The sequence below is a fragment of the Azorhizobium caulinodans ORS 571 genome (assembly GCF_000010525.1).
Taxonomy (GTDB): domain Bacteria; phylum Pseudomonadota; class Alphaproteobacteria; order Rhizobiales; family Xanthobacteraceae; genus Azorhizobium; species Azorhizobium caulinodans.
Genome location: NC_009937.1, coordinates 5,086,278 through 5,108,867 on the forward strand (window position 1 = coordinate 5,086,278; position 22,590 = coordinate 5,108,867).

The window sequence follows — 22,590 nt, forward strand, 5'->3', positions numbered from 1 at the left end:
CCGCTCGGGCGGTGTCAAGAAAGCCCTTGGGCCGCCGGGTGGCCATCCCCAGCCCCTTCACCCCTCGAGCTCGAACGCGCCCTCCAGATGCTCGGCCCCGCCGTCGCGCCCGAGCAGGATGGCGTCGAAGCGCATCGCGAGGGGTGCGAGTTCGGGATGATCGGCCAGGAAGAGTTCGGCAGCCGCGATGATGCGGCGGCGCTGGCGCAACTGGAGGCTCTCGGCCGCCTCCGCGAGACTGCGCCGCAGCTTCACCTCGCAGAAGACGAGAAGATCGTCCCGCCGTGCCACGAGATCGAGCTCCCCCGCGCTGGTGCGCAGCCGCCGGGCGAGAATGCGGAAGCTCTGCGCCTCCAGCACAGCCGCGGCCCGATCCTCCGCGGCCAGCCCGCGCGCATGGGCGGCCTGCTTGCGGCGACGCGCCGGCGTGTCGGGCGGCGGCGGGCGTGCCATGTCAGCCCGGCCCGTCCTCGCCCTTGGTGAGCGCCAGCGCGCGGGCATAGACCTCGCGCTTCGGCCGGCCCGTGGCGGCCGTGACGGCGGCCACCGCATCCTTCAGCGAATGCTCGGCAAGCGCACGGGTGAGCGCGGCATCCACATCGTCATCGGCGGCCGGCTCCTCAAGCGGCGGGCCGATGACCAGCACGATCTCGCCCTTTGGGGCGCCAGCGGCGGCATAATGGGCGGCGAGCTGGGAGAGCGGGCCGCGCCGCACCTCCTCGAAGGCCTTGGTGAGTTCGCGGCACACGGCGGCCGGCCGGTCGCCCAGCCCCTCGGCGAGATCGGCAAGGCTCTCGGCGAGGCGCGGCCCCGTCTCGTAGAGCACGAGGGTGGAGGGCAGCGCCTTCAGCTCCGCAATGCGGTTGCGCCGCTGGCCGCCCTTCTGCGGCAGGAAGCCGTCGAACAGGAAGCGGTCCGTCGGCAGGCCTGCCGTCACCAGCGCCGCGAGCATGGCCGAGGCGCCGGGCAAAGGATGGATGCGGAAGCCGGCAGCCGCCGCTTCCACCACCAGCTTGTAGCCAGGGTCCGACACCAGCGGCGTTCCGGCATCGGAGACGAGCGCCACGGCCTCTCCCGCCGCGAGCTTTGCCAGCAGCCGCGGGCGCATCGAGGCGCCGTTGTGATCATGATAGGGGACGAGCGGGGTGGCGATGCCGTAGCGGTCGAGGAGGCGGCGCGTCATGCGCGTGTCCTCGCAGGCGATGAGGCCCGCGCCTGCCAGCGTCTCCAGGGCCCGCACCGTGATGTCGCCGAGATTGCCGATGGGGGTGGCCACCACATGCAGCCCCGTGTCCAGCCGCCGGGCCTGCACGGTCTGGCCGAACAGGGTGAAGGCCTTCTCGCCCGGCGTCCCCGGCTCGAGGTCCGGCAGATCGGTGGTGTCGTCGGCCGGCAGATCGCCGGTAAGCGGGGCTGTGATGTCTTCGGCAGCGTCGTGCGACGCCCGGGCGGGGCTCTGGGTCATGGCCGCGATCATAGTGCGGGCGCGGGCATCGGAACAGCGCGCCCGCTCAGCCGCCAACGGATGCGGAACGGAAGGCGACCTCCGGAGCGTCTCCCGCGCGGCCGGGGCCGACGACCTCCAGCAGTCCCATCACCAGGCAGCCATCGGGCGGGATGAGCAGCGCCAGGTCGTCCGCCGTGTCGCGACCGAGATCGAGGGCCAGCTGGCAATCGAGAAGCGCGGCGAAGGTGCGCAACCGGGGGAGGATATCGAGGGGCGCCGGCAGGAAGAGGTCGAGCTTGGTCGCGAACGCGGAGCGGTCGAGCCGGTGGCACAGGCCCACCGCCTGCCGCTCCATGGCCAGAAGCCAGTCGCGACCACCATCGGCGCCATCGAACAGGCCGGGCGGAGCAACTGCGAAGGCCCGGCAGAATGCGGCGTCCATCACCGCCAGATCCGGAACGCCGTCCACATAGAGGTCCGGCACCCCGCGCTCCACATTCAGCTGCATGGATGCTCCCGGTTCGCGAGGCGTGCCAGCATGCGTCCAGAGAACAGCTCCCTCAATCCCTTTCATGCCTGTGACAAGCGCACGGCGAATCGGCGGGGCGGCATGACAGGCGCGGAGGATGCCGGTAACGTGAGGCGCGTCGCGGCCAGCGGAAACGGCCGGCCATTGCGCCGGCCGCCCGGCCGGTGACACAAGAAAAAGCGAATGCGTCCCCGCCGGTGGCGCACCCCTTTCCGGTCCGGCAGGGCTGTGGTGTTCGACAAGAAACGGAGCCGCCGGGGCTCCGGGGAGAGACTGGTGACCGATCGCGTTCTGCCCCCGAGCCGTCTGCCCGCCATGGCGCAGCAGCCCTCCGGCCTCACCCGTCGTGCCCTTCTGTCCGGTGGCCTGAAGCTGGCGGGGTCCGTCTCCGCCGCTTCGCTCGTCGCGGCCTGCGCCGGCGGCGACGTGCCGCTGTCTCCGACGCCACAGGGTGCGCCCACCGGCCCCGTCACCGGCCAGCCCCTGCCCGCCTCCGGCCCCATCGTGGCGCTCATCCTGCCGCTCGGCGCGCAGGGCAATGCGGCCCTCGCCGGACAGGCGCTCAAGAACGCCGCAGAACTCGCCATGGCGGAGCTCGGCCAGGCCCCGATCCAGCTCGTGGTGAAGGACGACGGCGGCACCAGCCAGGGCGCGCGCAATGCGGCCGAACAGGCCATCAATGAAGGCGCCCGCATCATCCTCGGCCCGCTGTTTGCGACCTCGGTGGGCGCGGCGGCGCAGGCGGCCCGGCCGCGCGGCATCCCCATCATCGCCTTCTCGACGGACACCAACGTCGCCGGTAACGGCGTCTTCCTGCTGAGCTTCCTGCCGCAGACGGACGTGGACCGCATCATCCGCTACACGGCGGGGCAGGGTAAACGCTCCTTCTCCGCCCTCATTCCCGAGAATGCCTATGGCACCGTGGTGCAGGGCGCCTTCCAGCAGACCGTAGGCGACGTGGGCGGCCGGGTGATGGCGCTGGAACGCTACACGCCGGCGCGCCTCGCCGACGCGGTGAAGCGCGTGGCCGACGTGCAGAGCCAGACCGACGCCATCTTCATCCCCGACAGCGCCGACAGCGTCGCCGGCGTGGTGCAGCAGCTCTCGTCCGCCGGCGTGGACCTGAAGCGCATCCGCCTGCTGGGCACGGGCCTGTGGGACGAGCCCCGTCTGTTCAGCCTGCCGCAGATGGAGGGCGCGCAGTTCGCCGCCCCCGACGCCGCTGGCTGGCGCAACTTCTCGCAGCGCTACCGCGCACGCTACGGCTCGGACCCGGTGCGCACGGCGACGCTCGCCTATGACGCGGTGTCGCTTGTTTCCGCCATCGTGCGCACGCAGGGGCCGGACGGGCTCAACACCACCACCCTCACCAACCCCTCGGGCTTTGCCGGCGTGGACGGCGCCTTCCGCTTCCGCGCCGACGGCAGCAACGAGCGCGCCCTCGCAGTGATGGAGATCCGCGGCGGGCAGGTGAGCATCGTCAGCCCGCCGCCGCGCACCTTCGGCTCGGCGTTTTAAGTTCCCGGCGCGTTCCCGCGCGCCGTGCCGCGTACCCCAACGGTACCGGCTTGGTTTGACCGCCAAATCCGCTATAGGTCCGGCGCCCCGGCGCCGGCCAAGGGCTCACGCAAGGAAGACCGGTCCCATGAAACTTTCCGCATCCCTGGCAGGCCTTCTCCTGGCCGTCTCCAGTGCCGCCGCGCTCGCCCAGTCCGCGCCCGCGGGCCAGACGACGCCGCCGGCCAGCGCGCCGGCCGCCGCAGCCCCTGCGGCTCCGGCCCAGGAGACCGCGCCGGAAATCCGGGTCGCCCGTCCCATCGAGATGATGCTGACCCAGCAGGCCGCGTCCCTCTCCTTCGACGGCAAGGTGCTGACCCTGCAGGGCGTCGCCCCCACCGCCGCCTTCGCCATCGACCGGCCGGAGCGGATCGGCGGCACCATGACCACCGAGCAGTTCGTGAAGATGTGGAACGCCACGGTGGCGATGATGAAGAACGATCCGCCGAACGTGGCCCTGACCACGCTCGGTCCGGTGCCCACCCAAGCCATCGTGGAACTGGGCGCCGCCAGCCTCTCGGGCTCGACGCTGAGCTTCAACACGGTGGTCCTGGACGGCACCGTGCCCCCCAACGGGCAGCTCGTGAGCCTCACCACCCAGCCCACCGTCTTCCGGCCCATGAAGGAAGTGCACGGCTTCCTGAAGTGCTGGTGGAGCCCCTATTGGGCGCAGCGCGTCTGCCGCGCCGACTGGTGATCTGATCCCGATGCGAAACGGCGCCGCAGGGCGCCGTTTCCACAAGAACATGGCTTGCCCCTCGCAATCCGGCCCCTGCGGTGCCATTTTGTTCTCACACGAGAATCGTGTGTGCGAGAACGAGACGGCGATTGTCCATTTCCCCTGAGAAGCGCGGCGGCCCCGAGCCCCGCGATCTGGCGCCCCGCGAAGATGTCGGCCGTCCGGCCCTGAAGCCCGGCGGCATCGCCGAACGCGCGCGCGCCGCCATGGGCATTCCCGCCGCGCCCACCCGCCCTTCCTATCTCGACGGCCTCAATCCCGAGCAGCGCGAGGCGGTGGAGACGCTGGACGGCCCCGTGCTCGTTCTTGCCGGCGCCGGCACCGGCAAGACCCGCGTGCTCACCACCCGCATCGCCCACATTCTCTCGCAGGGCCGCGCCTATCCCTCGCAGATCCTCGCCGTGACCTTCACCAACAAGGCCGCGCGGGAGATGAAGGAACGCATCCACGCCATGGTGGGCGACACGGTGGAGGGGATGCCGTGGCTCGGCACCTTCCACTCCATCGGCGTGCGCATCCTGCGCCGGCACCATGAGCTGGTGGGCCTCAAGAGCGGCTTCACCATTCTCGACACGGACGACCAGCTCCGCCTGCTGAAGCAGCTCATCGCGGCGGAGGAGATCGACGAGAAGCGCTGGCCCGCCCGCATGCTGGCCTCCGCCATCGACGGCTGGAAGAACCGCGGCCTCACGCCCGAGCAGGTGCCCGCCGGCGAAGGTGCTGCTTTCGCCAACGGGCGCGGGCAGATGCTCTATGCCGCCTATCAGGCGCGGCTGAAGGCGCTCAACGCCGTCGACTTCGGCGACCTCTTGCTGGAAGGCATCCGCCTGTTCCGCGAGAACCCCGACGTGCTCGCGGAATACCACCGCAAGTTCAAATACATTCTGGTGGACGAGTATCAGGACACCAACGTCGCCCAGTATCTCTGGCTGCGGCTTCTAGCGCAGGGTTCGCGCAATGTCTGCTGCGTGGGCGACGACGACCAGTCCATCTATGGCTGGCGCGGCGCCGAGGTGGACAACATCCTGCGCTTCGAGAGCGACTTTCCCGGCGCCAAGGTGATCCGGCTGGAGCGCAACTACCGCTCCACGGGCCATATCCTGGCCGCCGCTTCCCATCTCATCGCCTTCAACGAGGGACGGCTCGGCAAGACGCTGTTCTCCGAAGGGGAGAAGGGCGAGAAGGTCACCGTCACCGGCGCGTGGGATAGCGGCGAAGAGGCCCGCGCCATCGGCGACGAGATCGAGGCACTCCAGCGCGCGGGCCATGCGTTGTCGCAGATCGCCATCCTCGTGCGCGCCTCCTTCCAGATGCGCGAGTTCGAGGACCGCTTCGTCACGCTCGGCCTCAACTACCGCGTCATCGGCGGTCCGCGCTTCTATGAGCGGGCGGAAATCCGCGATGCTCTGGCCTATCTGCGCTGCGTTATTTCGCCGGCTGACGATCTCGCCTTCGAGCGTATCGTGAACGTGCCGAAGCGCGGCGTGGGCGACGCGGCCATCAAGCAAATCCGCGATGTCGCCCGCGCCGCCGGCGTGCCGCTGATGGAGGCGACCCGCCTCCTCACCGAGAGCGAGGAGCTGAAGCCGAAGCTCCGCTCGACGCTGCGCGGCTTCGTCCAGTCGTTCGAGCGCTGGCGCGAGCAGGCCGAGAACATGAAGCACACCGAGCTCGCCGAGGTGGTGCTGGATGAGAGCGGCTACACCGAGATGTGGCAGAAGGACCGCTCGGCGGAGGCGGCCGGGCGGCTGGAGAACCTCAAGGAATTGGTGCGTTCCATGGAGGGGTTCGAGAACCTCTCGGGCTTCCTCGAGCACATCTCGCTCGTGATGGATGTGGACAGCGGCGCTGGCGACGACGCCGTGCAGATCATGACCCTCCACTCCGCCAAGGGACTGGAGTTCGACACCGTCTTCCTGCCCGGCTGGGAAGAGGGCCTGTTCCCGCATCAGCGGGCGCTGGACGAGCAGGGTAAGGCGGGCCTCGAGGAAGAACGCCGTCTCGCCTACGTGGGCATCACGCGGGCGCGGGCGAGCGCGCGGGTCTATTTCGCCTCCAACCGGCGCATCCACGGCATGTGGAACTCTACCGTGCCCAGCCGCTTCCTCGACGAACTGCCGGACACCCATGTGGACGTGCAGGAGAGTAAGGGCGGCTTCGGCTGGGGTGGCACCACGGGCGGCTATGGCGGCGGCAACAGCTATGGCGCCAGCCGCTTCGACAATCCCGCCCCCTTCGCCTCCAGCTATGCGACGCCCGGCTGGCAGCGCGCCCAGAACGCCCGGAACGAGAGCGGCGGCACCAAGGGCGGCTTCGGCGGCTCCGGTGGCGGCTATGGCGGATCACGGCGCGGCGGGCCGGTGATCGAGGGCACGCTGATCGCCGCCTCCACCGGCGCGCCGTCAGCCTTCTCGGCCGGCGAGCGGGTGTTCCACATCAAGTTCGGCTATGGCGAGATCACCGCCATCGACGGCAACAAGCTGACCGTGCTGTTCGAGAAGGCCGGCGAGAAGCGGGTGCTGGAAAGCTTCGTCGAGAAGGTGTGACAGTGCGTGCGGCCGGCGATGGAGGAGAGCGGTCTGCGACGCATGTTCCGCTGCGGAATCCGCATTCCATGCCCCATCGTCAACAACGGATGTCTCTGAGTTAGCTCAGGCTCGCGCAAGGTCGGCATGAAAAATCAGACCCCGCCCTGTCGGAAAGGACAAGCTTTGCGCTAGCATGGCCGCTCTTCCGGCGATCCGCGGACAACGCTGATTTTCAATCGATGTATATTGGCAGCCTTTCCCTGATCGCCGCAGAGATGGTGCTCTATTTCAGCGCCATGCTGGCGCTGTTCAGCGCCCGTCGGGTGATCGGTCTCGCGACCTTCTTCTGTGCTCTGGCGGCTACCCAATTCCTTGAGACCCAGTTCGCCATCGGCCTCTATCTGAAGCTGCCCTTCGGCCTCGCCCTGACGCCGGGCGCCGCGGCGCTGTTCTCCGGCAAGCTGGCCCTGCTGCTGCTGGTCTTCGTGCGCGAGGGCGGGCCGCTGGCGCGCCAGCCGCTGTACGGCATGCTGTTCGGCAATCTGCTGATCTTCGTCCTCGTGGCGCTGCTGGCGGTGGGCTATGTGCGCCAGCCGGTGCCGCAGACGCTCGACGTGATGCATTTCGCCAAGATGCTGGCGCTCATGGTGTGGGGCAGCGCACTGCTCGTGCTGGAATGCCTGGGCATGTTCGTGCTCCACGCCACGATGCGCGAGAGATGGCGCCTGCCGCTCTGGCTCACCCTCACCGTGCCGCTGGCGCTGGCCCTCACCTTTGACCAGTTGCTCTATTTCAGCGCCCTGCACTTCGCCTTCGGCATTCCGGATGCCGCCGGGTTCGGCACTTGGACGGGACGCATGGTCGCAGCGCTGCTCTATGGCAGCGCGCTCACCTGGTATCTCACCCGCATCGAGCCGGTGGAGGCCGTCCCGGCCCGGACCGCTGGCGAGATCCTGCGCCAGTTGCGCCAGCCCGAGCAGCCGCAGCGCGAGCCCCGCCGCTATGATCCCCTCACGGGCACCTTCCACGCCTCGCAGTTCGCGTCCATCTGCGGCCACCTGCTGTCCGTCACAGGCCTCACCGGGCGGCCCATGAGCCTGCTGCTGGTGCATATCGACACGCCCGACCGGGAGGAAACCTCCTCGAAATGGGCGGAGATGATCCGGCAGGCGAGCGCCACCATCGGCGAGGCAACCCGCTCCGGTGATTATGTGGTGCGCTATCGCGACGACGCCTTCGCCATTCTCGCCCCCGGCGCGCCGCACCACGCAGCCATGCAGGTGGCGGCGCTGCTGCGGCGGGATACGGAGGCCATGCTCCAGTCCGGCAACGAGGACATCCACGCCGTGAGCATCGGCGTTGCCACGACGCCGCAGGACGGAGCGAGCGTGGCCGATCTTCTCTCCGCCGCAGAAAGCCGCCTCGCCGAGGCGCGCCAGAACATGGGCAGCCGGGTGGTGGGCTCCTTCGCCCGCTGAGCCGCCCTGCGGGATTGGGGCTGGATATCCGCCCCGGCCTCTGGCACTTGGGACGGCAGATGCGGCCGGGCCGGCCGCAAGGGAGCCGGGTTGTGCCGATGGCGAGTCCATGCGGCCTACCGCTCCCTCTCCTGTTCTTTGATCGAGAGATCCGGTCTTGCTTGCGGAGCAATCGAAACCGGACACGCTCCAGGTTCCGAGGTTGAGATGCTTGAAGGCCTGCCGCCCAACGACGCCACCCATGTGATGCGCCTCAGCGCGCCCGAGCGGGAAGCCCGGCGCGTGGCGGACTTCCTCGCCGAGCATTTCGACCCGGCCGAGGTGGCGGTGGCCAATTTCGAACAGCCGGACGGCAGCTGGGCCATCGAGCTTTATGCCGGCGAGGCGTTCGATGCCGAGCTCCTGCGCGAACTCGTCACCATCGCCGCCGGCGCGGAGATGGCCGCGCAGGTCTCCTTCCACGCCATCGAGCAGACGGACTGGGTCGCCTCCAGCCTCGAAGGCCTTGCGCCGGTGCGCGTCGGCTCCTTCATCGTCCACGGCAGCCATGACCGCGCCCGCGTGCCGACGAACGCCATCGGCATCGAGATCGAGGCGGCGCTCGCCTTCGGTACCGGCCACCACGGGACCACGCAGGGCTGCCTCGCGGCCATTGCCGACATGGCCAAGCTCGGCACGCCCCGTCGCATCCTCGATGTGGGCACGGGCACGGGCGTGCTCGCCATCGCGGCGGCGCGGCAGTTCCGGCGTCCGGTGGTGGCGAGCGATCTCGACGATGTGGCGGTGAAGACGGCGCGGGAGAATGCCCGCTTCAACGGGGCGGGGCCGTTCGTGACGCTGCATCTGGCGGCGGGCGTCGATGCCATGAGCGTGAAGGCGGGTGCGCCTTACGATCTCATTCTGGCGAACATCCTGCTGCCGCCGCTGAAGCGGCTGGCGCGCCCCGTGCGTCCGCTGCTGGCGCCGGGGGGATGGCTGGTGCTGTCCGGCCTTCTGCCGAACCATGCCAATGCGGCGCTGGCGGCCTATCGGGCGCAGGGCCTGAAGCTGGTGCGGCGCCGCGACATCGACGGCTGGACCAGCCTGATCCTTTCCGCCACCGGGGCCGCGCCCCGGCGGGAGGACATCTACTGAAGACCGACGAGCCGCGCGGCTCGATCAGGAGGGGCGGGACCGATGTCCCGTCCGCTCACTGAAGCGGGTAACGGCCACCCGGACGCTGCACATACTTCAGCACTTCACGCTCGGCCTGCTCGGTGCGGGCGGCGATGATGGCGTCGAGCACGCGGGCGAAGAAACCCTTCTTCGGCTCGGCATTCACGGCGCCTTGGGCGGCCGGAGCGAACTTGGGGGTCGAGTAGATCACGGCGCTCATGACGGAGGCCCTTCTGCTTTGCACTTCCTGATGCAATGCAAAATACGCCGTGTTGCGCCGCAGCAGAACTGATAGGTAAGCATGCCTGTCCTGCACACGATGCAGACATGCCCTCTCTCTATGCAGAGTTGCATGATGCAGGGGACGTGACCTGCGCCGTGCGCAGGTGTCCGGGGGATCCCGTCCTCCGTTCCCGTTACCCGAAAAGACCCCTCAGCAGCGCTGGGGCATGCCGATGGCGCGGCCGATGCCGTCCGGCCGGGCGAGGGCCGCGTGGGCGACCCGCATGGCGGCGGCGCGCTCCACCACATCGTCGGGCATGGCCTCGGCGCGGCGGCTGTCGAGATCCACGTGCAGCGCCACCTGCTCCAGCGTCGCCGACACCCACCCTTCCGTGCCGTGGTGGAGCGTCTCGAAGACGTGCAGGCGCTTGTCGTCATAATCGACCAGCCGCACGGTGACGCGCACCGGCGCACCCACGGCCAGTTCGCGCAGATAGCGGGTGTGGGTTTCCACCGTGAAGAAGGAGGAGCCGCGCAGCCGCGCCAGCGAGGGGCCGAGCCCCAGGAGGTCGAGCACCTCGTCGAAGGCGCGATCGAACAGCAGGCTGTAATAGGCGACGTTCAGATGGCCGTTGTAGTCGGTCCAGTCCCGTTTCACCTCCATGGTGGAGGAAACGAAGGGAGCGAAGAAAACCGGCTCGAAATCCTGTGTTTTCAGCATGGAGACGCCTCCGGGTTCGGGGAGGTTGCTCGTCGGGCACTCAGTGTGCCGCCACCTAAGGCAACGGTCACTACCGAAATGGCGTGAGAATGGTCGCACTGCGGAAAGCTGGTGCAGCGAACACGTCAAATCTGCGCCCGGCCACGAATCGTTTTCAGGCCGCGTTCATCCCGATACACTCCGGCGCGGAAACGCCCCGCCACAGATCTTAAGGAATTCTAAATGCTTGGTGCAGCCGCGAAGGACAGCTTCGCCGATGAGGCCGCGCTTGGTCAGGCGCTGGCCGAGCTCACCGCCCGCCTCGGTAACAAAGTCGTGATGTCGCGCCCGGTCCGCGAGCAGCACGCCAATGTCACAACCTTCCTGCCCAACGAGCCGGCAGATGCGGTGGTTTTTGCCGATTGCATCGAGGATGTGCAAACCACCGTGCGCATCTGCGCCGCCCATCGGGTGCCCGTGATCGCCTGGGGTGCCGGAACCTCGCTGGAAGGCCATGTGAATGCGCCCTATGGCGGCGTGTGCATCGACCTCTCCGGCATGAACCGCATCCTCAAGATCAATACCGACGATCTCGACTGCGTCATCGAGCCCGGCGTCACCCGCAAGCGCCTGAACGAGGAACTGCGCGACCAGGGGCTGTTCTTCCCCATCGATCCCGGCGCCGATGCCTCGCTGGGCGGCATGGCCTCCACCCGCGCGTCGGGCACCAATGCGGTGCGCTACGGCACCATGAAAGACAACGTGCTGGCCCTGAAGGTGGTGATGCCGAATGGCGAACTCATCACCACGTCGCGTCGCGCCCGCAAGTCCTCGGCCGGCTATGACCTCACCCGCCTGTTCATCGGCGCGGAAGGCACGCTGGGCATCATCGTCGAGATCACGCTGAAGCTTTACGGCATTCCCGAGAGCATCGTGGCCGGCGTGTGCTCCTTCCCGACCATCACGGATGCCTGCAACACCGTGATCCAGACCATCCAGTGCGGCATTCCGGTGGCCCGCATCGAGCTGCTGGACGAGGTGCAGGTCCGCGCCTCCAACGCCTATGCCAAGCTGAGCCTGCCCGAGACGCCCCACCTGTTCCTCGAATTCCACGGCACGGAAGCCGGCGCCGCCGAGCAGGCGGAACGCTTTGGGGAGCTGGCTTCCGAGAATGGCGGCGGCCCCTTCACCTTCGCCGGCAAGGCGGAAGACCGCTCTAAGCTCTGGCAGGCCCGGCACGATGCCTATTGGTCCGTGCTGCCGATGCGCCCCGGCGCCAAGGCGGTGGCGACCGACGTCTGCGTGCCCATCTCGCGCCTTGCCGAATGCGTGGAAGCGACGAAGGCCGACATTGTGGAGATGGGGCTCGTCGCCCCCATCGTCGGCCACGTGGGCGATGGAAACTTCCACACCACGCTGATGGTGGACGTGACCGACCACGCCGACGTGGCCAAGGCGGAAATCTTCATGAAGCGCCTCGTGGAGCGGGCCCTCGCCATGGAAGGCACCTGCACCGGCGAGCACGGCGTGGGCGAGGGCAAGAAGAAGTATCTTCTGGCCGAGCATGGCGCCGAGACGCTTGAAGCCATGCGCACGCTCAAGCGGGCCTTCGACCCGCACAACATCATGAACCCGGGCAAGATCGTCTCGCTCTGAGACAGATTTTTGCCGGCGCCGTGCCGCTGACCTGAAGTCGGCGGCGCGGCGGATGCCTCGAGCTGGAGAGCCGGATTGGGACCACCCTTGCCGCCCACCCGCCACAGACCGGACCGCGCCCCCGGCGTTGCCCGCGCTGGCGCGGCATGGGTGGGGCCGGAGTCTCTGGCGTGCGGGGAAGGGTTTCTCCGGCGGAGCGGCCGCTTGCGGACTGGAGAGGGTCTTACCCCCCTCCCTGCCCTCCCCCACAAGGGGGGAGGGTTTCCCCGCCAGGGTTCAAACGTCCGGCGCGCCCGCGCAGGCGCAACCTGCCCCCTCCCCCCTTGTGGGGGAGGGCTGGGGAGGGGGGTAACACCCTCTTCGAAAAAACGCCGCAAGCATAACCAGCGGACGACCACCGTTCGCATGCGGGTGCCTCATCCCCATCCCGCGCCCCCTGCCCCCCACGAAAGCGTTTGGCCCGAAGGGGCGCGCCCCGCCGCGGGGCAGGCTATGAAGCCCCATCGGCCGGCCGCAAAAGCGCCGGCCTTCTGCGCCATCGTCGGTGCTCCGGCATGAGGACATCTGCGTGCAAGCCCTCCTGATCGGCCTCGCCTCGGCGGTGATCCTGGTGATCAGCGCGGCCTTTGCGGCGCCCTTCGTGGTGGACTGGACGATGTTCCGCGCCACCTTCGAGGCGCAGGCGAGCCGCGTCATCGGCCTGCCCGTGTCCATCCGGGGCGGCATCGAGGCGGACATCCTGCCCGCGCCGCATCTCGTGCTGCACGACGTGGTGGTGGGCGGGGAGGACCGCACGAGCAGCGCCAGCATGCGCACGCTCAAGGCCGACCTCTCCCTCGGCGCCCTGCTGCGCGGCGAGGTGGAGGCGCCGAACGTCACACTCGTCCGGCCCCTTTTCAGCCTCGTCCTCGACCCCAAAGGCCGCCTTGCGGCGCCGGCCGGCGGCGTGGCGGCGGGGGCCAGCGTCGGCCAGTTCATCATCGAGCAGGGCACGCTCGCCCTCGTGGACCGGGGCGCCGACCGCACCGTCCAGCTCACGGACCTGAACCTCAAGGGCGAGGCCCGTTCCGTCTCCGGTCCCTTCCGGCTGGACGGCGATCTCAAGGCCGGCAGCGAGCGCTACCAGCTGCGCGCGAACCTCGCCAAGTTCGGGGAGGAAGGCGGCAAGCTGCGCCTGATCGCGGAAGGCCGCACCCAGCCCTTCGCCCTCGATCTCGACGGCACCCTGCGGCTTGTAGGAGATGTCCCGCGCTTCGAGGGCAAGGGCACGCTGAGCCGCAAGGGCGAAGCGGGAGCCGCCGAAGCCTGGCGCCTCGCCGCCGCCGTGCGGGCCTCGCCCGAGGCCATCGTCGCCGACACGCTCGAACTCACCATGGCCGAGGATACGCGGCCGGCCCAGCTCACCGGCTCGGCCCGTTTCTCCCTTGGCCGGGCCATCGGCCTTGATGCGGTGTTGAACGCCCGCAACCTGGATCTCGATGCCCTGCGTCCGCAAGCCGCGGGCGCGGCTGCCCCGACGCCGGCCGATGCCGCGGGCGCCCTCGTCGGCCTGCTCGCCAACCTGCCGGCCCCGGACGTGACCTCGCGGATCGGCATTTCGGTGGACCAGCTGACGGTGAGCGGCACCGTCATCCGCGACGCCCGCGCCGATTTCACCGGCCTGCCGGACGGCTGGCGGGTGGACGCGGCGGAGGCCAAGCTGCCGGGCCAGAGCACCCTCCGTCTCTCGGGCATTCCGGCACGGCGCGGCACGGCGGCCGGCTTCGGCAGCGACCTCTTGTTCACCTCGGATGATCCCGCCGGCTTCCTGCGCTGGGCGGCGCCGCGCGCCAGCGCGGATCTCGCCGGCGCCGTGAAGGGACCGGTGAAGATTGCCGGGCGCATCACCCTCGCGGACACGCGCTACAGCCTCAGCAATGTGGAGGCTGCTTTCGGCCCGGCGCGCCTGCGCGGCAACGCCGCCCTCGACCTCACCGCCGCTGCGCCACGCCTCGATCTGACCTTGGCCGTCGATGGCGCCGACCTCGATCCCCTCCTTGCCCTGGCAAGGCGTGGCATCGGCACGGGCACGCTTCCGCGGGCGGGCAATGTGGCGCTGGAAGGCCGTAACCTCACCTTCTCCGGCCTGCCGCTGCGCAGTCTTTCCCTCAGCGCGGAGGGCAAGGCCGGCGCGTGGACCCTCGGTCAACTCGCCGTCGAGGATCTCGTCGGCCTCAGCCTCTCGGGCACGGGCCGTCTGGAGACGGATGGCGGCACGCCAGCCGGCCGGCTGGCGCTCAGCATCGCAGGCAGCAAGGCGGACGGGCTTGTGCCCATGTCCCGGCTCGTCGCGGGGTCGGAGGCGGCCGAGACGCTGCAACGGCTCGCTCCCATCGCCGCGCCGGTGCAGATCGCCCTCACCGCCGACTGGGCCCGGGACGGCGCGAACGCCATCACTGCCGACGGCACGCTTGGCCAGATCACAGGCCGCGCCGCCTTCGCCCGCGCCCGGCCGGATGTGCCCGCCCGTGTGGATCTCGCCCTCGCTGCCAGCGATGGTGCCCGCGCGCTCGAAGCCGTCGGCCTGTCGGGGCTGCGTCCCGGACAGGGGCCGGGGCGGCTCGACCTCGCCATCACCCCCAGGGACGGCGGAAGCGCGGATGTGGACGGACGCCTCGCGCTTGGCGAGGCGCAGCTCTCCGCCAAGGGCAGCGCCCGCCTCTCCTCCGAAGGTACGCTCCAGCCCACGCTCGACGTGACGCTGAACGGCCCCGACCTTCCCCGCCTGCTGGTGAATGCGGGGGCGCCCGACGCCGCCGTGCCCGGAACGCTCGCCTTCGCCGTCTCGCGAACGCCGGGACTGTGGCGACTGGAGCGCCTGACGGGCACACTCGGTGGCGCCCCCGTCTCCGGCGCCCTCGACCTTGAGCCGGGCAGCAACCCCCGCATCAGCGGCAAGCTCGCGACCGAGGCCCTGTCCCTTCCCCGCCTCATGGGCCTGTGGAGCGCCCGCAGCACGGGACCGGACGTGGGCACCGGCCCCTGGTCCGCCGCCCGCTTCGCTCCCGCCGCCCCGCTGCTGGCGACGCTGGCACTGGAGCTGACCGCGAAGAGTATCGAGCTCGGCGGTCCCTATGGGCTCACCGACGGGCGCATGAAGGTGACGGCGGACGGCAATGCCTTCGACCTGCGCGAACTTTCAGGCGCGCTGGGCGGCGGACACCTCTCCGGCGGCATCACGCTGCGCCGGCGGGGCGATCTCGTGCAGGCGGACGGGCATCTGGCGGTCGACGGCGTGGACAGCGCCGTGCTGCTCGCCCCGCTGGGCGTCCGCACGCCCCCGCGCGGCCGCGTCAGCCTTACGCTCGATGCGCTGGGCAGCGGCCGCTCGCCGCTGACGCTGGTGCAGGGTCTTTCGGGACAGGGCACGCTCTCGGTGCAGGAGCTGGAAATTCCGGGAGCCGATCCCAAGGCCCTCGACAGCGTTCTGGCCGACACCGCTGCCGGGCCGCCGCCGGAGGAGCGGCGCACCACCGCCATGCTCGACCGGGCCTTCCAGCGCGGGCCGCTGAAGCTCGCGAGCCTCGAAGGCACCTTCGGCCTGCTCAATGGCGTCGCCCGCCTCACTCCGGCGCGCGCGAAGGTGGACGCCACCAGCATCACGCTGGGCGGGACGCTCGATTTCACCAGGATGCTGCTGGACGTGACGCTGGAACAGGAGGGCACCGACGTGCCCGGCACCATGCCCGGCGGCGTCATCTCCTGGCGCGGCCCGCTTGCGGCGCCGGAGCGCAAGGTCACCGCCACCGCCCTCACCGGCGTCATCGCCATGCGGGCCATCGAGCGCGAGACCAAGCGGCTGGAGGAACGCCAGAACGCCCGGCCCGCCGCCCCGCCGCCCGTACAGAGCGCGCCTCCGCCGCAGGCGCCGGCCCCGGTCCAGTCGCCGCCGCTTGCGCCCGCCGCTCCCACACCGGCCCCCATCTCCGCGCCGGTTCAGGCGCCTGCCCCGGAACCGGCCGCGCAGAAGCCCGCCACAGAGGCTGCGCCGGCCGCCGTGGCGCCCGCGGTCAACGCCACGCCCGCGCCGATGCCGGCTCCCGCTCCCCTGCCGCAGCCCGCGCCCCGTGCGGAAACGCGCTCGCCCCCGGTGCAGACGGATGCGCAGGCCGCACCGCCGCTGCCCCCGCCGGTGAACATCGCGCCCAGCGTGCGGCCCCGCGCCGAGCAGCCCGATCCCGAGCCGGCACCGGCGCAGGCACCCGGCGCGCCACTTCAGATTTCACCGACCTACGGCTTCGGCACCCTCTTCCGCCCGCCCGGCATCGTGCCGGAGCAATGAGCGGAGGGAGGCTTAGCGCTTCTCCAGCGTCACATAGCTGAAAGCGTATTCGTCCTGCGGCCCCTGTAGCGGCCCCTGCCGCTCCCGTTCACGCCAGCGGGCCGGATCATAGGGTGGCAAGCGCACGTCGCCGTCCGGCTCGGCATGCACCAGCGTCAGATGCACGAGGGATGAGAGCGGCTCCGTCTCGGCGAAGATCTGCCGGCCGCCGATGACCGCAATCTCAGGTGCGCCCATCTGCCCGGCCGCGTCGTCCGCCAGACGGAGGGCCGCCGCGAGGGTCGTGGCCACCCGCACTTGTGGTGGCGGCGCGAAGCCGGGATCGCGGCTCACCACCACGGAGATGCGCTCCGGCAGCGGCCGGCCGATGGAGAGGTAGGTGTGGCGCCCCATGAGGATGGGTTTGCCGGTCGTCAGCGCCCGGAAGCGCTTCAGGTCCGAGGGCAGGTGCCAGGGCAGCTTCTGGTCGCGGCCGATCACGCCGTTCTCCGCCATGGCCACGATCTGGACGAGAGGACGCATGGGACGCTCCGTTCGGATGCCATCCTAACGCGGGAGGAGCGCGAAGGATGCCTCAGGCCGCCAGCGCTCCGATGCAGCGCTCGGCCGCCGTGATGCCGGACAGGTGGGCGCCATGGGCCGTGGAGAAGGCATAGGGATGCACCGCCTCCCCCGCGAAATGGATGCGCTCGGCCAACGGCTCGAACAGCGCCGCGCGGGCCTCGGCCTGCCCCGGCAGGGCGCAGGAATAGGCGCCCCGGATGAACGGCTCCTGCGCCCAGCCGGTCGTGTGGGTGCCGCGCACATGGCGCCGCACATCCTCGCCGAAGACGGCGCAGAGCGCGTCGAGCGCCGCGGCCGCCATGGCGTCGGGGCCATCCTTGAGGAGGCGCGCGCCCATCTCGCCCGCCATATGGCCGATGGCGGCTGAGCGGGAGCCGGGCAGAAGCTGGAACTGGAACGGCCCGCGCCCCGGCGCATCCTCGTCGAGCACGCCGAGGCCCGTGCGCTCGGCAATGCCGAAGACATCGCGGTCGAAGGACAGCGCCACCTTCTCCGCCACGCCGAGCGGCAGAGCTGCGAAGGCCTCGGCCAGCGCCGGCGGCAAGGCGGGAAAGAAGCCGAGCTGCCCGTCCGCGATCACCTGTGTCGAGACGGTGACGATGGCGGCTTTCGCCGCGAGCGTGCCGGCGTCCGTCTCCAGGCGCACGCCGGGGCCGGACCAGTCGATCCGTCGCACGGGGCAGGAAAGCGTGACCGGCACGTCGGCGCCCGCCGCCCGCACCAGCGCGCCATAGCCGTCGATCACCGGCCAGTTGTGGTCGGTGTCGCGATAGCGGGAATAATCGAGAGTGGAGACGGTCTCGGGATCCTGCGCCGTCATCAGCGCCACCCACTGGCGCACGAGGCCCGCCCAGCGCGGATCAGACGGGTGCTCGGCCAGCACCTCGGCGGCCGGCACATCCCGGCCCGCTTCGCCCGCTGCGGCGATGGCCTCGAAGGCCTCATGCACGGCCCTGAGCGAGGCCGCCTGTTCGCCCGCGTCCGCCATGCGGCGGCCGAGGTGGAGGCGGCGGTTGCGGCGGCCGTCGGATTTCAGGAAGCGGAAGCCCAGCGTCTCGGCGATGCCGACGAAGGGATTGTCCTCCGCGTCATGCAGCCAGTGGCAGCCATGATCCCAGGGCTGGCCGAGGCTCTCGCTCTCGGTGAAGGCACGCCCACCGGTGCGGGCGGAGGCTTCAAGGACGCGGAAGGAGACGCCCGCCGCGCGCAGCGTGCGGGCAGCGGCAAGACCGGCAGCTCCCGCGCCGACGATGACGACATCGGGTGCGGCGGTCATGCGTTCAGGAACCTCGGAAACGGAAGGAGGCGCAGCGCCGGGCGCGCCGCTTACTTCTTGCGGAAGACGTCGAGCCGCACCACTTCGGCACCGCCGGAGGAGGGCTCGCCTTCGGGCTTCTCGTCGGAGCCGCCGGCCGAAGCAACCGCAGGCTCGGAAGCCGCACCGCGCAGCTTGGGCGCGGAGGCCTTGCTGCCTTTGGCGCCCGCGAGCGGCACGGGGGCGGAGGCTTCCGTATCCTGCACGCCGTCGAGCTCGGGCTCTTCCTCGGGCGTACCGAGGTCGAACTGAAGGCCGAACTTCACGGAGGGATCGAAGAAGCCCTTCATGGCGGAGAAGGGAATGAGCAGCTTCTCCGGCACGCCGCCGAAGGAGAGGCCCACCTCCACCGCATGCTCGGTGACGTTGAGATCCCAGAACTGGTGCTGGAGCACGATGGTCATGTCCTCCGGATACTGCTCGCGCATGCGCTGCGAGAGGCGCACGCCGGGCGCGCGCGTATCGAAGGAGATGTAGAAATGATGGTCGCCGGGCAGGCCGTCGCGGGCCACGTCGGACAGCACGCGGCGGACGACGCCGCGCAGCGCTTCCTGGGCGAGGAGATCGTAACGGATGTGATCGACCGGCGGCATGGGTCCTGCTGATGGCTCAGGCCGGATCCAGCGCTCGCCCGTCAACGCCCGCGAAACGGGAGACATCGGCAAGGTCTGCGCAACCGGACATCCCTGTCCGCTCCCTTCCCCGAAGGCCGGCCGTCCCGGAGGGAAGTGGAGGCTTCTGTTGCCAGGTGCCTCCGAACCCCGCCTAATCAGAGCTACCCGATCAGGACTTTATTTCGGTACCTTTACCGCTCACGCGGCAACGGCAACCGGAGCATAGTTGTCATTCGCAACTATAGGTCGGCCCGATGACGGCGGAACCATGCCGAGCGAAAGAAAGCCCTTTACGCCCTCGTCGATCCTGTTTCGCCCCCGCCGGAGACCAACCCACCCGACGCGGATCGCGTGGGTGTGGGCTCTGGTGGAGGCGCCGGGTACTGCCCCCGGGTCCGAAAGGTTTATTCCGACAACCGTTTATCGCCATAGCCGGCTTGCGCCGGCCCGCTGAATATAGGCGCCGCCGCCCGGCGATGAAAGGGGCGCGGCAAGGATAATGGGGATGGCGGACGCCATGCCTCACTCTCCGGACAGCGGATGCAGGTCGCGGACCATGCTTTTCAGGCGTTCGTCCAGGATATGGGTGTAGATCTGCGTGGTGGACACGTCCGCGTGTCCGAGCAGGGTCTGGACGATGCGCAGGTCCGCGCCATGGGCCAGAAGATGGCTGGCGAAGGCATGACGCAGCACATGCGGCGACAGCGCCTGCGGCGGCACGCCGGCCGCCACGGCTAGATCCTTCAGCTCGCGGGCGGCATGCTGGCGGGTGAGATGGCCGCTCTCCGCCGCCGTGGGAAACAGCCATTTCGAGACCGCAAGCCCGCTTTCGGCGCGCGCCGCGAGATAGGCCGTCATGGCCGCCTTGGCGGGTCCGCTGAGCGGCACCATACGCTCCTTCGAGCCCTTGCCGGTGACCATGATGACGTCCCGCGCCCGCGCCGCCGCAGCGGGCAGGCTGACGAGTTCCGAGATGCGCAGGCCGGTGGCGTAGAGCAGCTCGACCAGGCAGACCACGCGCAGCCGGCGCAGCCGCTCGGGTGACGACACATCCTCGCCGGCACGGTCATGGGCGGTGTCGATGAGCCGCGTCACCTGATCGACGTTCAGCACCTTGGGCAGGGGGCGGCCGCGCTTCGGACCCTCCAGCACCGCGGCCGGGTCATCGCCGCGCCGGCCCTCCGCATAGAGAAAGCGATAGAGCTGCCGGATGGCGGACAGACGCCGGGCGACCGTGGTCGCCTTGAGGCCCCGGTCGGTCAGTTCGGCGAGATAGGCGCGGATGTCGTCGGTGGTGGCGGCGTCGATGCCGTGGTCGCGGACCGAGAGGAAATCCTCGAAATCCGCGAGGTCGCGCCCATAGGCATCGAGTGTGTGGCGGCTCGCGCCCCGTTCCACCGCCTGCATGTCGAGGAAGAGCGCGATGGGGCCGGAAAGGCTCATGGCGCGCCGCTCGCTATTTGGCGAAACGGTCGTTGGGGACGACGAAGGTGGTCTCCCGCTGCACCGGCTCCACCATGGTCGCCAGCGCCCAGATGCCCGCATAGCCAAGGCCGGCGAGGATGGCGACGACAAGGAGAAAGCGCAGGAGGCTCGGCACGGGACTGTCTTCCGAATCACTCGGGCGGGGACGTGCGTCTCTGGTCGCATGCACGCGCACGCCTTTCAACCGGCATTGCCGGTTCGCCGTGTCGGTGCTACGGCGGCACAACAAGCATATGACGGGCGGGAGAAACGGCGTGGGCGGTCAGGCGGACCGGGAAAAGACGGAAGGCCCTCTCGTGGCCGATCCGGTCCTGCTGGAGCGGCTGGGCACGCGCTGCATCGTGCTCGTCGGCATGCCGGGCGCCGGCAAGTCCACGGTGGGGCGCCGCCTCGCCAAGCGCCTCGGCCTGCCCTTTCTCGATGCCGACGAGGAAATCGAGCGCGCCGCCGGCATGTCGATCCCGGAGATCTTCTCCAGCCGCGGCGAGAGCGAATTCCGCGAGGGCGAGCGGCGGGTGATCGCCCGCCTGTTGCAGACCGGCCCCTGCGTGCTCGCCACCGGCGGCGGCGCCTTCATGAATGCGGAGACGCGGGCGGCCGTGGCCCGGCAGGCCGTCTCGGTCTGGCTGCGGGCGGAAATCCCGGTGCTGCTGCGCCGGGTGCGCAAGCGCGCCGACCGGCCGCTGCTGGCGGAGGGCGATCCCGTCGCCAAGCTCGAAGCCCTGCTCGCCGCCCGCGGCGACACCTATGCGCTGGCCGACGTGACCGTGGAATCCCGCGACACCGCCCATGAAACGGTGGTGGACGAAGTGGTCGCCACGCTCACGGCCCATCTCGATGCCAAAGCCGCCAGCCAGCCTGCGCACGGCTGACGCCCCTTTCAGGACACCCAATGACCGCCTCCGCCCCGACCGAGACCGCCCCCCGCACCGTGCGCGTGGAGCTGGGCCAGCGCGCCTATGACATCCTCATCGGCCCCGGCCTTCTGGCGCAGGCGGGCGCGCGGATCGCCGCCCTGCGGCCGGGGGCGCGGGTCGCCATCGTCACGGACCGTAATGTGGCCGAGCGCCATCTCGGCACGGCGGAAGCCTCCCTCGCTGCCGCCGGCATCGACCATTCGGCCATCGTGGTGGAGCCGGGCGAAGCCACCAAGAGCTATGCCGGTCTCCAGCAGGTGACGGAGGGCCTGATCGCCGCCCGCATCGAGCGGCGCGATCTCGTGCTGGCGCTGGGCGGCGGCGTGGTGGGCGACCTCGCCGGCTTTGCCGCCTCCGTGGTGCGGCGCGGTCTCGATTTCGTGCAGGCGCCGACCACTCTGCTCTCGCAGGTGGATTCCTCCGTCGGCGGCAAGACCGGCATCAACTCGCCCCAGGGCAAGAACCTCATCGGCGCCTTTCACCAGCCGGTTCTCGTGCTGGCGGACACCGCCGCGCTCGATACTTTGCCGGCGCGGGAACTGCGCGCCGGATATGCCGAGGTGGCTAAATATGGCCTGCTCGGCGATGCCAGGCTGTTCGACTGGCTGGAAGGCGCATGGCGCGACATCGTCACCGGCGATGCGCAGCGGGTGGAGGCGGTGGCCGCGAGCTGCCTGGCGAAGGCGGCCATCGTCGCCCGCGACGAGACCGAGACCGGCGACCGCGCTTTGCTCAATCTCGGCCATACCTTCGGCCACGCGCTGGAAGCGGGGGCCGGCTATTCGCAGCGCCTGCTGCACGGCGAGGCGGTGTCCATCGGTATGTGCCTCGCCTTCGCCTATTCCGCCCGTCTCGGCCTGTGCGCGGGGCAGGACGCGGTGCGGGCACAGCGCCATCTGGAAGCGGTGGGCCTGCCCACCCGCATCGCCGACGTGCCGGGCGAGCTGCCGGACACCGACGGGCTGATGCGCCTGATTGCGCAGGACAAGAAGGTCTCGCGCGGCCGCCTCACCTTCATCCTCGCCCGCGGCATCGGCGAAGCCTTCATCGCCGAGGACGTGGACGCAGACAGCGTGCGCGCCTTCCTGGAGGAGATGCGGAGCGCGTGAGGCGCCCACCGCTCCCATAAATCCCCACCCGCACACGCCCCATTGCCGGACGGGCGCGACCTCGCTATTTAGCGGCCACGTTCATCGCCCGCGGCGGGAGAAGCCCCGCGGGAAGGGGTTGGGAATGTCTCTGTCGGTCGAGATCCGCGTGTCCCTCGCGCAGCGCACCATGGGCGCCATGCCCAAACGCGCCCTGCCGGTGCGCGCGACCGCGAAAGCGAAACGCGGCACGCGAAAATGATGCGGCGGGCGCT

19 protein-coding genes and 1 other RNA gene are annotated in these 22,590 nt (G+C 70.0%); 9 read left to right on the forward strand and 11 right to left on the reverse strand.

All coding sequences use genetic code 11. The features are described from left to right. Positions 1 to 57: 57 nt before the first annotated feature. The 3 genes from AZC_RS22930 to AZC_RS22940 are packed head-to-tail and all read right to left on the reverse strand — an operon-like array spanning position 58 to position 1,955. Positions 58 to 453, reverse strand: a complete 396-nt coding sequence (locus tag AZC_RS22930; protein WP_012172990.1) for a YraN family protein — start codon at positions 451 to 453, stop codon at positions 58 to 60. A gap of 1 nt (position 454) precedes the next feature. Further along, a complete protein-coding gene (rsmI, locus tag AZC_RS22935; protein WP_081434166.1) occupies positions 455 to 1,465 on the reverse strand; it encodes a 16S rRNA (cytidine(1402)-2'-O)-methyltransferase in 1,011 nt (336 codons plus the stop codon). Between the two features lie 46 nt (positions 1,466 to 1,511). Next, entirely contained in the window at positions 1,512 to 1,955 is a 444-nt protein-coding gene (locus tag AZC_RS22940) for a hypothetical protein (protein ID WP_043879781.1), read from the reverse strand. Positions 1,956 to 2,252: 297 nt separating this feature from the next. Here AZC_RS22940 and AZC_RS22945 point away from each other — a divergent pair, with 297 nt between their 5' ends. The 5 genes from AZC_RS22945 to AZC_RS22965 all read left to right on the forward strand — a co-directional run bounded on the left by AZC_RS22945 (position 2,253) and on the right by AZC_RS22965 (position 9,412). After that, positions 2,253 to 3,494 (forward strand): penicillin-binding protein activator, encoded by a 1,242-nt coding sequence (locus AZC_RS22945; RefSeq protein ID WP_244421760.1) that lies wholly within the window; start codon positions 2,253 to 2,255, stop codon positions 3,492 to 3,494. A gap of 127 nt (positions 3,495 to 3,621) precedes the next feature. Further along, entirely contained in the window at positions 3,622 to 4,230 is a 609-nt protein-coding gene (locus AZC_RS22950; RefSeq protein WP_043879782.1) for a hypothetical protein, read from the forward strand. A gap of 176 nt (positions 4,231 to 4,406) precedes the next feature. Then, complete coding sequence (locus AZC_RS22955; RefSeq protein ID WP_043880651.1) at positions 4,407 to 6,818, forward strand: ATP-dependent helicase; 2,412 nt, start codon at positions 4,407 to 4,409, stop codon at positions 6,816 to 6,818. Between the two features lie 221 nt (positions 6,819 to 7,039). Then, positions 7,040 to 8,278 carry a GGDEF domain-containing protein gene (locus tag AZC_RS22960; protein WP_012172996.1) on the forward strand — a complete coding sequence of 413 codons (1,239 nt, stop codon included), beginning with the start codon at positions 7,040 to 7,042 and terminating at the stop codon, positions 8,276 to 8,278. 207 nt (positions 8,279 to 8,485) lie between these two features. After that, entirely contained in the window at positions 8,486 to 9,412 is a 927-nt protein-coding gene (locus AZC_RS22965; RefSeq protein WP_043879783.1) for a 50S ribosomal protein L11 methyltransferase, read from the forward strand. Positions 9,413 to 9,467: 55 nt separating this feature from the next. On the opposite strand, the gene AZC_RS22970 is transcribed toward AZC_RS22965, so the two are convergent. Further along, positions 9,468 to 9,653 carry a hypothetical protein gene (locus AZC_RS22970; RefSeq protein WP_043879784.1) on the reverse strand — a complete coding sequence of 62 codons (186 nt, stop codon included), beginning with the start codon at positions 9,651 to 9,653 and terminating at the stop codon, positions 9,468 to 9,470. Positions 9,654 to 9,866: 213 nt separating this feature from the next. Beyond that, on the reverse strand, positions 9,867 to 10,376 hold the full coding sequence (locus tag AZC_RS22975; RefSeq protein ID WP_043879785.1) for a thioesterase family protein: 510 nt from the start codon (positions 10,374 to 10,376) through the stop codon (positions 9,867 to 9,869). Between the two features lie 222 nt (positions 10,377 to 10,598). Between AZC_RS22975 and AZC_RS22980 the strand changes: the two genes are divergently transcribed. Continuing rightward, positions 10,599 to 12,011, forward strand: a complete 1,413-nt coding sequence (locus AZC_RS22980; protein ID WP_012173000.1) for an FAD-linked oxidase C-terminal domain-containing protein — start codon at positions 10,599 to 10,601, stop codon at positions 12,009 to 12,011. A 568-nt stretch (positions 12,012 to 12,579) separates the two neighbouring features. Then, positions 12,580 to 16,332, forward strand: coding sequence for an AsmA family protein (locus tag AZC_RS22985; RefSeq protein ID WP_148209901.1), 3,753 nt, complete (start codon positions 12,580 to 12,582; stop codon positions 16,330 to 16,332). A gap of 12 nt (positions 16,333 to 16,344) precedes the next feature. Here AZC_RS22985 and AZC_RS22990 read toward each other — a convergent pair whose 3' ends face one another. The 6 genes from AZC_RS22990 to AZC_RS25895 all read right to left on the reverse strand — a co-directional run bounded on the left by AZC_RS22990 (position 16,345) and on the right by AZC_RS25895 (position 20,425). Next, positions 16,345 to 16,854: a dihydrofolate reductase gene (locus AZC_RS22990; RefSeq protein WP_012173002.1), complete on the reverse strand. Its 510-nt coding sequence runs from the start codon at positions 16,852 to 16,854 to the stop codon at positions 16,345 to 16,347. 52 nt (positions 16,855 to 16,906) lie between these two features. Next, on the reverse strand, positions 16,907 to 18,172 hold the full coding sequence (locus tag AZC_RS22995) for a flavin monoamine oxidase family protein (protein WP_012173003.1): 1,266 nt from the start codon (positions 18,170 to 18,172) through the stop codon (positions 16,907 to 16,909). Positions 18,173 to 18,222: 50 nt separating this feature from the next. After that, a complete protein-coding gene (locus tag AZC_RS23000; RefSeq protein ID WP_043879786.1) occupies positions 18,223 to 18,804 on the reverse strand; it encodes an SspB family protein in 582 nt (193 codons plus the stop codon). Positions 18,805 to 18,938: 134 nt separating this feature from the next. Further along, positions 18,939 to 19,311: a transfer-messenger RNA gene (gene ssrA / locus AZC_RS24710) on the reverse strand. Between the two features lie 36 nt (positions 19,312 to 19,347). Next, complete coding sequence (locus tag AZC_RS23005) at positions 19,348 to 20,268, reverse strand: site-specific tyrosine recombinase XerD (protein ID WP_012173005.1); 921 nt, start codon at positions 20,266 to 20,268, stop codon at positions 19,348 to 19,350. A gap of 13 nt (positions 20,269 to 20,281) precedes the next feature. Next, positions 20,282 to 20,425, reverse strand: a complete 144-nt coding sequence (locus AZC_RS25895) for a hypothetical protein (protein WP_166657179.1) — start codon at positions 20,423 to 20,425, stop codon at positions 20,282 to 20,284. 139 nt (positions 20,426 to 20,564) lie between these two features. On the opposite strand from AZC_RS25895, the gene AZC_RS23010 reads away from it, so the two are divergent. Together AZC_RS23010 and aroB are read left to right on the forward strand one after the other, a co-directional pair. Beyond that, positions 20,565 to 21,182, forward strand: a complete 618-nt coding sequence (locus AZC_RS23010; RefSeq protein ID WP_244421761.1) for a shikimate kinase — start codon at positions 20,565 to 20,567, stop codon at positions 21,180 to 21,182. A gap of 20 nt (positions 21,183 to 21,202) precedes the next feature. Next, complete coding sequence (gene aroB, locus AZC_RS23015; RefSeq protein ID WP_012173008.1) at positions 21,203 to 22,336, forward strand: 3-dehydroquinate synthase; 1,134 nt, start codon at positions 21,203 to 21,205, stop codon at positions 22,334 to 22,336. Positions 22,337 to 22,590: the final 254 nt, after the last annotated feature.